At 46.9% G+C, this 17,035-nt stretch carries 13 protein-coding genes; 11 read left to right on the top strand and 2 right to left on the bottom strand.

Features of this window, described 5'->3' with window-relative positions; all coding sequences use genetic code 11:
• Positions 1-12: 12 nt before the first annotated feature.
• Together G475_RS0101840 and G475_RS24045 are read right to left on the bottom strand one after the other, a co-directional pair.
• A complete protein-coding gene (locus G475_RS0101840; RefSeq protein WP_035709787.1) occupies positions 13-549 on the bottom strand; it encodes a RidA family protein in 537 nt (178 codons plus the stop codon).
• Positions 550-565: 16 nt separating this feature from the next.
• On the bottom strand, positions 566-2,215 hold the full coding sequence (locus tag G475_RS24045) for a flavin monoamine oxidase family protein (RefSeq protein ID WP_051302060.1): 1,650 nt from the start codon (positions 2,213-2,215) through the stop codon (positions 566-568).
• A 287-nt stretch (positions 2,216-2,502) separates the two neighbouring features.
• On the opposite strand from G475_RS24045, the gene G475_RS0101830 reads away from it, so the two are divergent.
• The 11 genes from G475_RS0101830 to G475_RS0101770 all read left to right on the top strand — a co-directional run bounded on the left by G475_RS0101830 (position 2,503) and on the right by G475_RS0101770 (position 16,970).
• Positions 2,503-3,804, top strand: coding sequence for a TolC family protein (locus G475_RS0101830; RefSeq protein ID WP_026699795.1), 1,302 nt, complete (start codon positions 2,503-2,505; stop codon positions 3,802-3,804).
• Positions 3,805-4,208: 404 nt separating this feature from the next.
• Positions 4,209-5,858: an efflux RND transporter periplasmic adaptor subunit gene (locus G475_RS0101820; RefSeq protein ID WP_169728501.1), complete on the top strand. Its 1,650-nt coding sequence runs from the start codon at positions 4,209-4,211 to the stop codon at positions 5,856-5,858.
• Positions 5,855-8,971 carry an efflux RND transporter permease subunit gene (locus G475_RS0101815; RefSeq protein ID WP_026699792.1) on the top strand — a complete coding sequence of 1,039 codons (3,117 nt, stop codon included), beginning with the start codon at positions 5,855-5,857 and terminating at the stop codon, positions 8,969-8,971. The genes G475_RS0101820 and G475_RS0101815 overlap by 4 nt, the downstream gene beginning before the upstream one ends.
• Before the next feature lie 85 nt (positions 8,972-9,056).
• Positions 9,057-9,476 carry a hypothetical protein gene (locus tag G475_RS26230; RefSeq protein ID WP_156911600.1) on the top strand — a complete coding sequence of 140 codons (420 nt, stop codon included), beginning with the start codon at positions 9,057-9,059 and terminating at the stop codon, positions 9,474-9,476.
• 96 nt (positions 9,477-9,572) lie between these two features.
• Positions 9,573-9,713 (top strand): hypothetical protein, encoded by a 141-nt coding sequence (locus G475_RS27040; RefSeq protein WP_156911599.1) that lies wholly within the window; start codon positions 9,573-9,575, stop codon positions 9,711-9,713.
• Between the two features lie 170 nt (positions 9,714-9,883).
• Complete coding sequence (locus tag G475_RS0101795) at positions 9,884-12,655, top strand: S-layer homology domain-containing protein (protein ID WP_026699790.1); 2,772 nt, start codon at positions 9,884-9,886, stop codon at positions 12,653-12,655.
• Positions 12,656-12,843: 188 nt separating this feature from the next.
• Positions 12,844-13,341 carry a transposase gene (locus G475_RS0101790; RefSeq protein ID WP_026699789.1) on the top strand — a complete coding sequence of 166 codons (498 nt, stop codon included), beginning with the start codon at positions 12,844-12,846 and terminating at the stop codon, positions 13,339-13,341.
• Between the two features lie 163 nt (positions 13,342-13,504).
• Complete coding sequence (locus tag G475_RS0101785) at positions 13,505-13,969, top strand: hypothetical protein (RefSeq protein WP_026699788.1); 465 nt, start codon at positions 13,505-13,507, stop codon at positions 13,967-13,969.
• A gap of 373 nt (positions 13,970-14,342) precedes the next feature.
• Complete coding sequence (locus G475_RS0101775) at positions 14,343-15,197, top strand: SurA N-terminal domain-containing protein (protein WP_035709785.1); 855 nt, start codon at positions 14,343-14,345, stop codon at positions 15,195-15,197.
• A 41-nt stretch (positions 15,198-15,238) separates the two neighbouring features.
• Complete coding sequence (locus tag G475_RS27035) at positions 15,239-15,442, top strand: hypothetical protein (protein ID WP_156911598.1); 204 nt, start codon at positions 15,239-15,241, stop codon at positions 15,440-15,442.
• Between the two features lie 133 nt (positions 15,443-15,575).
• Positions 15,576-16,970, top strand: a complete 1,395-nt coding sequence (locus tag G475_RS0101770; protein ID WP_026699786.1) for a sigma-54 interaction domain-containing protein — start codon at positions 15,576-15,578, stop codon at positions 16,968-16,970.
• Positions 16,971-17,035 lie beyond the last annotated feature (65 nt).

Below are 17,035 nucleotides of genomic sequence, written 5' to 3'. Positions count from 1 at the left end.
GGGTGAAAATTTTTATTCTTCTTCCGTTGGATAAGCGGCTACAGCTTCGATTTCAATCAGCCAGTCTGAATGGACGAGACTTTCCACACCCATAGTGGAGCGGGCCGGTTTTGCTGGATTGTCTTCGTTATTAAAAAATTCACCATACGCTTCAAACCATCCTTCATAATCTACGACACCCCCAAGAGCTTTGTCTGGGGTTAAATAAACACGTAAATAGATAACGTCTTCTAAAGAGAGTCCTTCTTCTCCCAGATCTTCTTCAAATTTTTCCAAAATTCCAACAGCTTGTTGTTTTGTATTACCGTAACGTTCGTACACCGTTTCTCCTTCAGGGTCTATTTCAGGGGGAACGGTGCCACTCGTATGATAGGTTGCTGTGTCTTCTGGGATAGCTACCGCTGAAGAAATCGAAGATGAATCGGAACCATAGAAAGTGGGTTCTGTCGGCTCTTCCACTGCTGGTGCTGAAAAAGCAGAATAACTTGCAAAGACGAGGCCGAGGGCTAAGCCGCCACCTAAAACACTATTTTTTATATATTTTTTCATGTTTTTCCTCCTTTAATTATCCGATTAATGCTTCCTGTTTTTCAGCAGAACGACGGGAGGTGAGGGGCTCATTTTCAATGACACGATTATGAATGGCCTCCACTACGGTTTCCATGGACTCAAACGCCCCGGCCATCCAGCCCGTGTAGTAACTGATATGTTCTCCGGCCAGGTAAATGCGTCCGTCCGGTTTTTTTAACACCTGATAGGAAGTGTCCCGGTCTGATTGTGAATAGCTCGCCCAGCCTCCTAAGTTATACTTCACTTTATGCCAGGCGACGGAAAATGAATTTTCAAAATCCTCAAAATATTGAGGGTGAATCTTGGATCCCTGCTCCAGGGCGTATTTTTCCCGATTTTTAAAAGAATAGTTTCCAAACTTTTCCGCACTTCCACCGAAGTTATAGTAGCCTACGAGTATTCCTTTCTGTGACAGATAATCAGAGGATGGATACCAAATCTGTGTAATATCCTGATTGGTATCTGTAATCCCCCCATAAATATGATCGTCTTCTTCCCAAAATCTACGTTTAAATTGTAATCCGATTTTGCCGGTAGATGCGTAATTTATGGCGCCGACCGCTTCAGTCATTTCTTTTGAAAAATCCGCAGGAATGTCTTTTAACACTGGAAGCGGAATTGTACAGATGCAGAAGTCTCCTTCCACCTCGGTGGTTTTCCCGGAAGCCTTTTTATAAACCACGCGGCATCGGTCTTCGGTTTGACGGATTTCCTGCACTTCCGCCTGGAACGTAATCATATATCCCACTTTTTCTTCAAAGGCTTTGGGGATTTGATCCATACCTCCAACCGGCTGAAACATCATCGGCTGCTGATTAATGCTGTATTCACCGCTGAAGTTCATCGCATATTGGGATTCCAAAAGTGCACTGAAATCAAAGGGATCATTGTGAGATCCTGATTCTACTCCGGGGAGAGTGGAGTAGCCGCGGGAGGAGGTTCCTTTGTAGGTTAGGTTATCATCAAGACCGCCGTTCTGTTGTAAGTAAGAGAGGAGTCTCTCTTGATCTTCGTTCGTTAAAGGTTGATCCAGTGCATCTTGATCCAGGGCTTTTGCCAGGAGTTCAGAGGTGTAGCCCCGGATATCCGTCCGGACTTCTCTACGCCTGATACGGCTTCCGGACATACGTCCCACTCCTTCGTTGTACAAATAAGCTGCTTCATTGATATTGGAGAATGGCTCTAATTTGACACCAAGCTCCCGGCAATACCCCATCGTCGTCGTGTGATGCTGTGGGATTCGGGCGGGACCGGCGTTGAGATACAACCCATCATCGAAGTTGGATGTTTGTCTGTCTTTATCAATCTCTGAAGACTGAGTACCACCCCGGATGGACCAGTTGCGGCCGCCGCTTCTTTCGCGTGCTTCCAAAATTGTACATTCATAGCCGGATTTGGTGAGTTCGTAAGCCGCTGACATCCCTGCAAGCCCAGCCCCAAGAATAATTACTTTTTTTCCATTTTTCTCAATCGCAGATAAGTCCCCCTCATCCGGAAACTTATTCCCGGCTGCTTTAGCAGGTGTAGAAGCCAGGAGTCCTAAACTTTCCATCGCACCAAATACAGCAACAGTACCGCCGACTTTTCCTAAATCGTTCAAGAACTGTCTTCGGGTAACATCCTTTGCAAATAATTTTTGACTCACTATCCTTCCCCCTTCCGACGTTGGAAAAATTGTCTGATGATAGAATGTAAAACTATCACAATAGATACATTATCAAGGAATAAAAGAAAAGTTAACTCAATCGTTATAAAATATACCAAATTTTTTTAAAATAATGATAATTATACCGTGCCTGTCACGCCCCGGGATTTGTCGATTTTTTTAAATATGTGGAATCGGGCGAGATTTTTCTTTTTCCCTGGAAGAAAATGCGTTATAGTAATAAACAGGTAAGAAGTGATGAATTTTTCCAATGGGGGAGTTATAGAATGAAACGATTCTTTGCAGCGGGGATGGCTGTACTGCTTGCAGTGAGTGGGTTCACGATGTCGGCATCGGCGGAGGAAGAACAGGCAGATGGTCAGGAAGAAGAGACACAGGCAGACGGACAGGAAGAGGAAACACCGGAGGATGCGATAGAGTCGCTTTCAATTGAAGAGGCGGTGGATTATGCCCTGGAGGATAATTCGTCTCTCATTCTTCTAAATTACAGAATTGATAACATCCGAAGCCAGTTGGAAGGAGCGGAGGATGACTACGGTGATATGGAAGATGATATCGAAGACCTCGAAGATCAGATGGATGATCTCCGTGACCTTCAGAATGAAACGGGAGAGCGGACGTTCCAGACGAGACTGGAACTGCAGAACCAGATAGAAACACTGGAAGATAACTTAGAGGAATTGGAAGATTCCATTAAGCAGATGGATTCCAATGAAATTCAATTAAGATATGACCGGGAAGAAGCACATAAAAGTGTGGAATTGTCCACGAAATCAGCCTTCGTTCAGCTTCTCATGCAGGAAGATCAGATGGAGATGACGGAAGCTTCTCTGAATAATGAAGAAAAACAGGTTTCCAATGTGGAACGGCAGTATGAACTCGGAACGGTGTCCCGCAATGAATACGAAACCGCCCAGCGGGAAGTGAGACGTCTTGAAGATGATCTCTACGAAGCCCGTTCGCAGTATGACCATGATTTGGCCATATTGGCGCTGGATATTTGCATTATCTATCATGAGGATCTCAGCCTGGAAGAGCCGAAGATCGATGAATTACAGCCGATCGAACAGGAAACAGACACGGAGACGCTTATCGAAAATTCTTTCAGTATGCAAAATGCCAAGGAAGCCCTGGAACTTGCCGAATACGACCGCGGGCAGGTGTATGATGATGAGGATGCCACACGATTTGAAAAGGAACAGGCTGACATCGCTGTAGAAACGGAAGAAGAAAACATTACGCAGCTTCGAAATGACCTGACATCCTCGATTGAGGAGACGTTTGATGAAGCGACGACGCAATATCAGGCTATTCTTCAGGCCCAGGATGAACTGGACTATGCCAAAAAAGATGTCCGGAACCTGCGGGTGCAGGCCGATATTGGTGTCATTCCGGAATCTGAATATGAATTAGCCGGTCTCCAGGTGGAGCAGGCCGAGCAGCAGCTGGCCTCCGAACGCTGGAATCTGGTCCTGGTGAACCAGCAGATCGAAGTGATGCAGGACGGTCTTGTCCAGCAGTCCGGTTCGGCCGGCCAGGGAACCGGATCAGACAGTTCACAGCAGTAAATATAAACCTGCAGGGAAACGCTCCCTGCAGGGTTTTTTATGGAAAGAATGTGAAGAGTTTATGAGTTTCTCTAATTATAGTTGACGTTGTAGCCCTTTTGGCTTAAATTAGTAAATAGTTTAGTTTTTAAACAGTTATATTTCATAATCATTTTCATAGTCTGGGTGGGGGGTTTTTTTGAATGTTGTAAAACCGCACAGAGATTTCTTTCGTACATAACGCCCTGGAAAACAAGGGTAGTACATAGGACAGACATGGAGGTCCGCCTCACGACTTAGAAAAAGGCGGGCGCTGGATGGAAATCTTGTTACGGCATCCATTATTTGTAGTGAAACCATTGCGGTAGTCTGAATCTATCGTATAATTGAATAGGCAACTTTGAATGAATGGGGGAAACGGGGAATTGAAGAAGAGCCGCGGTGTTAACGTATCGTTTTTGCATAGATGGCACGTCTTGATTGGAGTGCTGGGATTTTTTATGATATCGGGGTGTCAATCCGCAGACGTAGACACAGAGGAAGAAGACGCTGTCGTAGTGGAGACAGCAGAAGCAGAAATAGGGGATCTGGAAGGTACTCGGATTGTTAACGCGACAACGGAAGCATTATCTGAAGTGTCGTTAACCCCTGAAGTGACAGCAGATGTGAACGAAGTCCTGGTGGAAGAAGGAGATCAGGTTGAACAGGGGCAGGTGCTGGCGAGACTGGATGACTCCGCCCTCCGCAATACGCTGGAACAGGAGCGGGCTGCTCTGCGGAGTGCACAGAGTAACGTTGCTATTTCGCAGGCCGGTAAACGGGGAGCGGAAGCTGGTGTGCAGGAATCCCAGGCTTCCCTGAATAACGCTGATCACGCGATCCGTCAGGCAGAAGAGCAGTATGAACGGGCTCAAATTGATTTAGAACAGGCCAAAGAAAATTATGGTGATGAAATAGAGAATGCCGAGCAGGCGCTGGATACCGCCGAACGGAATCTGGCAACGGCTGAGCGGGAACGAAACCGGAGCCAGCAGCTTTTTGATGAAGGGTTGATTTCGAAACAGGAGCTGGAAAATGCAGAAGATGCTGTGGCAGACGCTGAAGATAGTGTAACAGAGGCAGAAAACAGCCTCGAACAGGCAAAGCAGGAATATAATATTGATCAGCTGGAATCCCAGGTTGAATCAGCGAGATCTTCGCTGGAAGAAGCCAGGGATTCGAAGCAGGAAATGCGGGCGAGAATTGAGTCTTCTAATGCGTCCGTGGATGAAGCTTCCGGGAGCATTGAAGATGCCCGGGCTAATGTGGAACAGCAGGAGACCGCCGTTAGACAGGCGGAACAAAACCTGGAAGACGCGGTAGTAACTGCGCCGAGTGCCGGTAAAATTTTATCGGTGACAGTAGAGCCGGGGGAATATTATTCCCAGCAGGACAGCATGATCACGATTGGAGAAATGAATACATTAAATGTGACCGCATCGGTTACGTCGGAGCAGCTTTCCAGTTTTGAAGAAGGCGATGAAATGGAGGTCCGCTTCCCTTCCAATGAGGAAACCAGGACAGGAACGGTTACTCATATTGCGGATTCCTCCGATGATAATGGCATGTTTAACGTAGAAGTGCAGGTGGATAACCCCGATAACGAATTGAGATCAGGGATTTACGGGGAAATTCTGTTATATGAAACCCATGTAGAAAACGGCCTGCTTGTGCCGACGGAAGCCATCATTAATGTAGAAGGAGAACCGTCGATTTTTATCCGGGAAGAGAATCAGGCAGTGCTTGTACCGGTGGAAGTAGTACGCGAAGAATCGGATTACAGTGCAGTGGAAGCAGATATTGAAGAAGGCACCCCTGTAATCACCCGCGGTCAGTACTTCCTGGAAGACGGAACCGCGGTCGAGGAGGCTGAAAACGAAGAAGGGAGCAATTCCTCCGAAGAGGCGGAAGATGAAACAGACTCCGAAGAATCAGGAGAAGAGGAAGAAACAACTTCCTTGGATTACATGAATGATACAGGAGTGAAACGGATAGCTGCCTATTCTTCGGATAGCGATGGAGGAATGGCACAATGAATCTCTCAAGTTGGTCTGTCAAACGTCCTGTTGGCATATTCATGGTGATCGCCATGGTATTGGTTTTAGGAATGGTATCTTTCCGGAATCTGGCGATTGATTTGTATCCGGAAATGGACCTTCCGTTTGCGATTGTAACGACAAGCTATGAAGGAACCGCACCGGAAGATATTGAAGAAACGGTAACCGAACCGCTGGAAGATTCCATGGGTACACTCGACAATCTGGATACGATTTCGTCTCAGTCTTCCTCCGGTTCTTCCCTGATTATGATTCAGTTTGATTTTGGTACCGATTTGGATCAGGCCATGCTTGATATCCGTGAAGCTATTGACGGCGCGTCCGCTCAGCTTCCGGATGGAGCCGACGATCCGTCGGTGCTCCGCTTTGATCCCAATCAGCAGGCGATGATGTGGATTGGTATCTCCGGAGATACGAAGAGTCTGGATATGCAGCAGCTGGCAGAGGAACGAATCCAGCCGCAGCTCGAACAGGGCTCCGGTGTAGCCAGTGCCGGCATTGAAGGGATGAAGGACCGGGAAATCGAGACCCAGCTTCGGGTTGAAGACTTGAACCGGTATCAGTTAACGGCGGATGATGTCGTGAATGCCTTAAATGCAGAAAATGATTCCGGGTCGGTCGGTGAAGTGGAAAGCGGCGGCCGGGATTTGCAGCTTCGTGTGGATGGCGAATTTACAGCGGTAGATGATATCGCCAATACGCTGATTCCGCTCCCGGAAGGAGGCAATGTTCACTTAAGCGACGTGGCGGATATTGTGGATACCGTCGAAGACGGGGGATCCGAAACCTTTGTCAACGGCAGCTCATCGATGATGTTTTCAATGATGAAACAATCGGATGCCAATACCGTAGACGTATCACAGTCTCTGCGCGACATTGTCTCTGACTTAAATGAAGAATTGGGAGAAGATGTCGAGCTCGAAATCGTTTATGACGCTGCAGATTACATAGAGTCTTCTATTAACAGTGTGTTTAACAACCTCTTGTTCGGGGCTCTTTTTGCTGTGCTCGTCCTGCTTGCCTTTTTGCGGAGTATCCGGGCCACAATGGTCATTGGCATCTCCATTCCGATTTCGATTATTGCCACGTTCACCTTGATGTATTTCACGGGAGAATCCTTGAACATCCTGACGATGGGAGGACTTGCTCTTGGTGTCGGGATGATGGTGGACAGTGCGATCGTCATTCTCGAGAGTATCTATAAGCATATGGAGTACGGTAAATCAAGAAAAGAAGCAGCCATAGCCGGGGCAAAAGAACTCGGAAGTGCGGTTGTAGCTTCGACGAGTACCACGCTTGTTGTCTTTCTGCCGCTTGTTTTTGTCGAAGGAATTGCCTCCGAATTATTCGGACCGCTGGCGTTAACGGTTTCGTTTGCCTTAATTGCTTCGCTGCTGGCAGCTTTAACGATCGTGCCTATGTTTGCTTCCCAGTTTATTAAAGAAGAAGCGATGCAGACGAAGGAAGACAGCCGTCTTAACAAATTCGGCAGGGCGGTAAATGACCGCTATCAGCGGATGCTGCGCTGGTCGCTTCGATTCAGGAAAACGGTTATCTTTCTCACCTTCCTGTTGGTGATTGGTTCGCTGGCTCTGGTTCCTGCGATAGGCGCTGTATTTATTCCTGAATCAGACGAAGGGGAAATCATGGTCAGTGTGGAAACCCCGGAAGCTTCTACCCAGGAAGAGACGCAGCAGGCTGTCAATCAAGTATGGAATATGATCGAGCCTTACCAGGACATTATTGATTCGACGTATTCCACCGTGGGCGGAGGAAGCGGTCCGGTTGGTGGAAGCAGTAATAACCAGGCGGATGTGAATATTTCCTTAATTGATTCCGGAGAACGGGACCTTGAAACCAGTGATCTCATCTCCGAACTCTCCGACCAGGCGGATCGGATCCCTGGGGCGGATATTTCTGTGCAGAATATGGCGTCCGGGGCAGCCGGCAGCGGTGATCCGATTTCAATAAATATCAGCGGCCAGGAGATTGAAGTGCTGGATGACCTGGCGGAACAGGCCATGTTTGAAATAGAAAACATCCCGGGTACAATGAACGTAGATGATTCTTCCGGGGACGGCAACCCGCAGCTTGAACTTGATATTGACCGGCAGCAGGCTTCGCAATATGGTCTTACCTATCAAAATATTATGGGACAGGTGATGACCTCCTTTAACGGCCAGGTTGCCACGGAATACCGGGAGGAAGGCGAAGAAATCTCCGTGGAAGTCATCCTTCCGGGAAGCGCCAGAGAACAGCTCGCGGATGTTAGAAATCTAACGTTAACCGGGGCGGAAGGAGCCGGCGTACCGCTGGCTGCTGTTGCTGAGTTAAATGAGACAACTGGTCCGACGCAGATTAGCAGAGAAGACCAGCAGCGCCAGATCAATATCACAAGTGATATTGCCCCGGATTACGTGCTGGGCGATGTAGCTACCGAGGTTCAGACAGCCATGGATCAAATGAATATGCCGAGCGGCTATTCCGTTGATTACGGCGGGGAATCCGAGGATATGCAGGAAGCCTTCGGGGATCTTGGATTAGCACTGATTGCTTCCATTTTCCTAGTGTATGCGGTTATGGCTATTCAGTTTGAGTCCTTTATCCAGCCATTTGTAATTATGTTCTCGATGCCGGCGACGCTCATCGGGGTGATGGTAGGTTTATTTATCACCCAGACGCCGTTAAGTATCACGGCCTTTATCGGTTTGATTATGCTGGCAGGGATTGTGGTAAACAACGCGATCGTCCTGGTTGATTATATTAACCAGCGTCGGGACGAAGGGCTGGAACGCGATGAAGCGATCCTGGATGCCGGCCCGGCTCGTCTCCGCCCCATCATGATGACGGTGCTGACGACGGTTCTGGCGATGCTTCCGATTGCGATCGGCTTTGGAGAAGGGGCAGAAGCACAGGCTCCTATGGCGATTGTTATCATTTTTGGTCTCGCTTTTTCGACCTTGTTCACTCTTATCCTGATTCCAGTGGTTTATGCTGCATCGGATAATATGGTGTTATGGTTCAAACGGAAGAAAGAAAATCGGAAAGAGAAAAAGAGAATGAAAAAGATGAATGCTGGAGAAGAGATGTAAAAAATAGGAACAAACGCCCTGTACAAGGATAGAAAGAATGAAATATACTACGTTTGGCATGAGAAAAAAAGGAGAGGACATTGGTATGAGATTTGCACGCACATTGGTTTTAGCAGGTGTTTTGACAGCAGGAATGGCAGTTGCAGCAGCTTGTTCTTCGGGAGAAGATGCAGAAGAACAAGCTGCTCCCGACAACCAGGAGACAGAAGAAGACACAGAAAACAATGAAGAAGTGCAGGCCCCGTCTGCAGAGCTCAGTTCCAATGAAGATCTGAAAGAACAGCTGGAAAGCGAAGAAAGTGTGGAAGAAGCGATGGTCCAGCAAGTCGATGGAGAAGACGGCCAGACCATTAACATCGATATTTCCATCGCTGCTGGGCAGGAATTGTCCGATGATATGAAATCCGCTCATTCGGATATGATCCGGGAGGTCTATCCCGATCAAACGGTCGATGTTATTTATGCCCAAGAAGGGGAAATGCTGGAGCAGGCCACACTGGAATAAAATCATAAAAAACCCCGTTCCGCTATGAAGTGGAACGGGGGTTATTTTTTTTCGACACGTGCCTGTCACCTGTCGTATACGACAGGTGACAGGCACGTGTCGAAAAAATGGAAAATTCTATTAATATCTAGATGTTCATGGCAGGGAGTCATTCATTTACCAAAAAATAACGAAAAACAGCCTACCACAGGCAGCAGAAAAGAAAAAGAGGGAAGAAGAATTGGTTCCGATGATTGATTTTCAAATGATGTGGTTTCTTCTAAAGTTGAAAAAGGGAAGGACCGGAATAGGTTTGTATTCCCAACCATTTTTGGGTTTTATGTTTAATACTTAGTAGTTTCAGGAATAGGTCTTTCCAGAACCCCAAAATGGTTATAATCTATTATTCTCTTGAAGGAGGAGTTAGTGTGGCATATCAACCAAAAACTTACCGCAGGTTTCTCGCAGGATCCGTTTCTGCAGCAATGGTGGCAGCAGCTGGTGCTGTAACACCGGCAGACGTGCAGCAGGCGGATGCCGCGGAGTCGTTCCCGGATGTGGATAACGACTATTGGGCGTCGAGCTCGATTCAAAACTTAGCGGATCAGGGAATTATCAGCGGTTATTCGAACGGGGAATATCGTCCCGGGGAAGAAATCAACCGTGGTCAGGTAGCTGCGATGCTGGTAGCAGCCTTTGATTTGGATACTGATGAGGATGTGGAACCGCCATTTGAAGATCTGACATCAGAAAGCTATTTCACGCCGTATGCGGCCGCTGTTAAAGAAGAAGGGTTAATTAAAGGACGGGAAAATAATACACAGTTTGCGGCAGGCATGGACCTTTCCCGCGAACAGATGGCCACTATCCTTGTTCGGGCTTTTGATCTTGAACCGAAAGACGGAGAAGATCCAAATGTTGTGGATCTCGACGATGTCCATGAAAGTCACCGGGACAACGTCCGCACCCTGGCACAATATAATATTACAGATACAGCGGATAATATGTTCCGTCCAGATGAAACGGTAACAAGGGCTCAGTTCGCTGTATTCCTTGAACGCGCCATGGAAGTGGATCAGGGTGAAGAATCTGATATTGTTCAGGCAGAAGCTGTGAATAACACCACTGTTGAAGTAAGCTTTAGAGGAAGCGTCGATGGTGAGGTAAATGCGAAAGACTTCAGCATTGATCCAGACCTGGATGTCGAGGATGCCGAAACTATTTCTCCCGAGGATTCTGAAGTGAGTCAGGACGCGGAAGGAACCGTGGTTCGTCTGACAACAGAAGAGCAGGCAGACGATGAAGAATACAGCCTTTCCTATCAAGGCGAGGACACCGGCTTGACGTTCACAGGCGGCGGGGAACAATCTTCTGAACTTACCGTGGAAGATCTATCTGTCCGCTCTACCTCCAGTTTTGAAATCACTTTGGAAGAAGAACTGGATGAAGATTGGGACAGCTCCGATGTAGAAGACATGCTTAACGTATCTGTAGTAGATGAAGACGAGGAAGAAACAGAAGTCAGCCCGACCAATGTTGAAATCGGAGAAGACAGAGAAACAGTTGTAGTGGAACATGAAGATAATGATCTCGAAGGCATGGCAGGCACGCTGTCCGTCAATGGATTTGAGACAGAATTTGATTATACGGAGATTGAGGTCGATTCCGTCGAAGCAACAACAGATCAGATCAGGGAAGCGGAAGACCAGCAGCTTGGTTTCACCGTTAACGGAATCCGTAATCTTTCTGTTGAAGATCTGGAAGATGCCGGTTATGAAGTAGAATTTTTATATAACTCTAATGAAGCGCCGTTTGACACGGACGAAGCCCAGGAAGAAGGCATCATTGACGGCACACACAGTGATATTCCGGAGAGCTTCCGTTATGCTGTGCAGATCACAGATGAAGACGGCAATGAAGTAGAGTCGGATGAAATGGAAGTCAGCGTAAGCGGAGAGGCGGAAGTATCAGAGGTAACAGAAGTAGGCCTGTTTGATGAAAACGGCGACCGCTATGAGAATGACTTTGTTACTCCGGATCACGAAGGTTATGACATTATGCCGGTTGCCGGCACGAACAGCTTCGGTGAAGAAGTAGATGCGGATGAAGCATCCTTCCCTGAAATTGAAACTGTAACTTCCAGTGATGCTTCGATTGCTTACTACAATGAGGATGGTCTTCAGGTTACAGGAGAAGGCGATGTGACGCTGAACGTCCAGTTTGAAGGCATGGATGATCCTGTAGAATACGACCTTGAAGTTGTCGCTAACCAGGAAGTCAGCGGCATCGAAGCAGATGGAACAACAAAGCGTTATACTACTAGCGCATCTGCTGACACCTTTACGGTCCTGGATCAGTACGACCAGCCATTTGGTGAAGGGGAAAGCATTGGCTATACGATTACAGATGAAGAGGACAACGAAGTAGATTCAGGTTCGGTTGAAGTGGACAGTGAAGGCAAAGTAGAGCTTTCCTATCCAGAGGATCTCGAAGGTGAGTATCAGGTTGACTTCACATACGACAACGAAGAAATTGGTTCGACAATACTCGAATTTGTTCAGCTCGATTCCGAAGATGTCGACGAATTCAGCTTATCTGCTGATCCAGAATCCGTTGATCTTCAGGATGCATTGGAGGACGGATCAATCAATCAGGACTCCGATGAACTGGACTTCGAAATCAGCGCGAGCGCCATGTATGATGACATTAACCTTAGTGACAGCGAAGTAGAAGAAGCGTTGGAGAACTTCGATGAATCCGGCCAGCTTCAAGTAAGAACAAGCGATGAGGAAGTCGCCAGTATCGCAGGCGATGAAACAGATAACGTAAATGCTTCCGAAGCAATGAGCTTTGAAGCCACCGGCGAATCAGAAGGAACCGCTACGATCTACCTTGAACACGTAGAAGGAGACTTCACCACTACCCTGGCACAAGTTGAAGTGGAAGTAGAAAACAGCATTTCCCAGATCGACAGCCTTGAGCTCGCTGACGACGTAGACGAGCTGGACGTGTCCCAGGATGAAGAGGGCAATTGGCAGATTGACAACATCGATCAATTGACCTCTTCCGACGCGGAACTCAGCATGGATATGATCGCAGAAGTCACTTACTCCCCGAACGATGAACAGGCAGTCGTAGAGCTTAAAGAAGCATACGGCGGTGCCAGCTTCGTCGTAGATGCTGTCGACACTACCGAATAAGTATAAAAGCCCTGCATCCGCAGGGCTTTTTTTATGTGCCTTTTTACGTGCCTGTCACCACCCGTAATTTGTCGAATGTTATTTCAACCGTTTAGCTTATAGAAAGAGGGTTTTTCTCTTTTATTGTGGAATAAAGTATAGGTTGCGTTTACCTGCATAACCGAAAAGGAGGTGTTTTTTAATAAGACATGCCGCGAATGAGAAGAATATGGTATCCTGACTATTTTTATCACATCGTTAGTAGAGGAAACCGGCGGGATCCTCTTTTCCGCCATAAAACAGATTTTGAAGTCTTCCTCCATATCCTGCATCAAACCTACGAAAAAGCCCCTTTTGAACTATCCTCCTACTGTCTTATGACAAACCATTATCATCTGCAGATGCGCGCCCGGGAACAATCTATTTCCAAAGTGATGGCTCTTCTCAATAAACGTTATGCCAATTATTACAACACCCGCTACGAATTAAGCGGCCACGTTTTTGAAAAGCGTTTCTTCTCCAGCAGAGTCAGAGATGAAGAAGGAATGATGGAGGTGCGCCGCTATATTCATGACAATCCAGTCGAAGCCAGGCTCGTCAAAAAACCGGAACATTACCCATGGAGCAGCTTTCGTTTCTACCATAATCCTCAACTCAAACCGCCGATCTTTTTGAGTGCCTGTCACCACCCGGATATTGTCGAATAGGTGCCTGTCACGCCCCGGATTTTGTCGTTTTTGTTTTATTGCTTTTTTTGAAAAATTAGGTAAAATAAAGAATATAACTCCTGCTTTTATCCTCCTTTCACGAATTTCCACTCTTGTTTTTCCCATTAACTTTTTTATCGTCTAGTCCATTTAACAAAAGGATGTGATAGGAATAGCTTCTGTTCTTGAAAGAATTGCCTGCCCCAACTGTTCGTGTGTAGCGCTGGAAGATTTCTATTACAAAATCGGGGAGACTTATATTCTGTGTAACCGTTGCGGCTATCAATACGCCAGGGAATTAAAACTGGGACCTGATCGAAAGGAAAGGTTTGAAGAAAACGAAATCATCGGGTTTGGATGCAGTCAAATAGTAAATAAAGATGGCAGCACGGAACGAGAAATTTTTCGAGAACCCATTTCCAGCGATACGATTCAGCAATTTCGATATGAATGGAATAAGGGGACCACGAATCAGGAAAAGAGTTTTCTTTTATCCTTTGAAAATGGAATATTTACCCCGTTAATTGGAACCCCTCCTAAAGATTTTCTAAAACCCTATGATGAAATAGAAGACCCGCAAAGAGAGAGTATCATAATAGGAAGTGACGGAACCATAAGCCTCGAATAACAAGGATGGAATGCAGGAACCCCTGTGATAACCGCATCACAGGGGGTTTTTTTGTTTGTGGATTTACTGCCCCCGATTAAGATATACACTTGATCGGGCGGGGGTAAATGGCTTTTCCTTAGCAGTGCCTGTCACGCCCCGGGATTTGTCGAATTTTATGTTTGTCTTTGCTGTTCATTCTCCATCCTCAAGCAATAAAAAAGAAGTTCCGCTCTGACATCTCCCTGATATATTCTGCTGATACCGTTGGAACAACATAGGGAGGACGACCTATTAATCAGATGGTAATTGGGGGGATGGACGGTGGAGCAGTAACCCGGATAAGGAGAACGGAACATAGCGCCTTGAGGCAGTAGTATGATAGAAAAGGAGAATGACATTGTTAAAAAAGAGTGTATTTAGCTTATTTCTTGTATTGATCTTATCTGTCACTGCAGCATGCGGAAATGAGGATGAATCAGCGGGAGCTAATAATAATGAATCAGGAGCACAGGACGAAGAGCAGACCGGCAGCGGATCAGATAGTAAGTCGGATTCCGAAAAGGAAAATGGTTCCGGCGATGGTGGCTCCCAAGAGGGTGAAAGCTCCCAGCAGGCAGAAATGCCGGAGCCTGACCTGGAGAATGTACCGGATGTGGTTGCCACGGTAAATGGGGAAGAAATATCGGGAGAAGAATTTAAATCATCTTATGAAGGGCAATTCCAACAGGCAGCCATGCAATCGCAGATGACAGGAGAAGAAGTGGACCAGGATCAGTTGAAACAACAAGTGGCAGACAGCCTCGTTGGGACGGAACTTCTGACCCAGGAAGCAGAAAACCGTAATTTGGAAGCAAGCCAGGAAAAAATAGACAGTACTTTAAAAGATCTGGTGGAACAAAATAATTTCAATTCTCAAGATGAACTCATGACAGCGTTAAAAGAACAACAAGGCATGAATAAAGAAGAAGTGATGGCCCAGATTGAAACGCAGGTCAAAATCGATCAGTTAATTTCCGAAGAAACTGGAGATGTGGAGCCGACCGAAGAAGAGCTGAAGCAGGCATATGAACAGGCCAAAGCGCAGCAGGCTCAAATGAGTGGAGAAGGAGAAGACGCAGAAACACCATCGTTTGAAGAAATGAAACCGGATCTCAAAGAACAGGTGAAAAGTCAAAAAGAAGCTGAAGCCTCTCAGGCCCTGGTGGAGGAACTTCGGAAGAATGCCGACGTCTCTATTAACCTATAGCTTTCGCGGGGCTGTATCAAAAGACCATTCAAAGTAGCAAAATGCAAAGAAGCAAATGGGCAGCTGCTGTAGGCGGACGCTTTCCTCCGGCCGTCCCTCAGCTTCATCAAACGGGGCAATCCCTTCGGCTGCTGCTTCGTCGAACAAGATGTTTCAGGGCCGGCGCCGGTCCCGGGACGTGCTCGTTTTTAGCCGGCGAACTGCTGAATGCCGCTGCCAACCGCTCCCGCCCATTGGTAGTTTGATAAAAGCATAAAAGGAGCTGTCCCTTTGAGGCAGCTTCTTTTTTATCGAGGATGTTGAAAAATTTTTTTGCTTTTCGCAGAGGAAGGTGGTAGCATAAAGAAAAATTTTTGATGGAAAAGGCGGGATGAATGGTTGGAGAAAGAAAACAAGCGGCAGAGCATTATTTATGAAAAATTGCTGGAGGAAATCGATCTTGGTGTGCACGCGGTCGATCATACGGGAAGAACGGTTATTTACAATGAAAAGATGGCCGCGATTGAAAATATGAACCCAGACGAGGTGCTGGATAAACATATATCGGACGTATTTAAGTTTAAAGAAGGACAGGGAAGTACGCTGGAGAGCGCTCTGTCGGAAGGAGCAGAGGCGAGGAATGTAAAACAGACGTACTTGAATAATCACGGAGGAGAAATTACGACGATAAACCATACCTTCCCCGTAAAACAAAAGGGACGTATCGTTGGAGCGCTGGAAATTACCCAGGATATCACCAAACTCGAACGAATGATTCAGGAAAATATGAAGCGCGGCCGAAAGACGTATTCGTTTGAGAGTATCCTTGGAAGCAGTCCTGCACTGCAGGAAGTGGTGGAGCATGCCAAACGGGCGACACGGACGAACTCTTCGGTGCTGATTATCGGGGAAACAGGAACGGGGAAAGAAATGTTCGCGCAAAGCATTCACAATGGGAGCAGCCGTTCTTCCGGCCCCTTGATCAGCCAGAATTGCGCGGCTCTTCCGGACAGCTTAATTGAAGGACTTTTATTTGGAACGAAAAAAGGAGCGTTTACCGGCTCGGAGGACCGGCCCGGCCTGTTTGAACAGGCGGAAGGCGGGACCCTTCTGCTTGATGAGATTAATGCCCTCAGTCCACCTCTGCAGTCCAAATTGTTACGTGCCATTCAGGAAAAAACAATCCGCAGAGTCGGAGATACGAAAGAAAGGGAAACTGATATCCGGCTCATCGCTACCATGAATGAGGATCCGATTGATGCCGTCACCGAACAGCGCCTGCGTAAAGATTTATTTTACCGCCTTAGTGTCGTGTCCCTCTTTATTCCCCCGCTGCGGGACCGGCAGCACGATGTGATCGAACTGGCCGATTATTTTATCAGCACGTATAATGCACTTTTTCAAATGAATGTCAAAGGGATGAGTGACGAAGTGTGGTCTTTTTTCCAAACGTATGACTGGCCGGGAAACGTAAGAGAAGTGGAGCATGTCATCGAAGGCGCCATGAACCTTATGACAGAGCAGGAGAGAATTACCACCGCCCACCTGCCCCTTCATTTCCGAAAAAGAATGGCGCTTGAAGTACCGGCGGAGAATCAAGAGACGGCTGAACAGTCAGGCAGGGAGACGCGTTTTTTAAAAAACTATTTGTTTGATAAAGAAAAAGAGTATGTGAAGCAGGTGCTGCAGCAGAACAATTATAGTATCAAGCAGGCAGCAGCACGGCTTGGGTTAAGTCGGCAAAGCCTGCAGTACCGGCTGAAAAAACTCGGAAGTAAAAAGATAAGAACCTAACCCGCGGCAGATCACCCGAAGAAGGGTGATTTTTTTACAACAGTTAATTTATTTTTCATTCGAAA

It is taken from the genome of Salibacterium aidingense DSM 18341, assembly GCF_000429685.1.
In the GTDB taxonomy this organism is placed as follows: Bacteria; Bacillota; Bacilli; order Bacillales; family Marinococcaceae; genus Salibacterium; species Salibacterium aidingense.
Note: the sequence above shows the minus strand (reverse complement) of the source record. Positions and strands in the feature narration are given on the sequence as shown.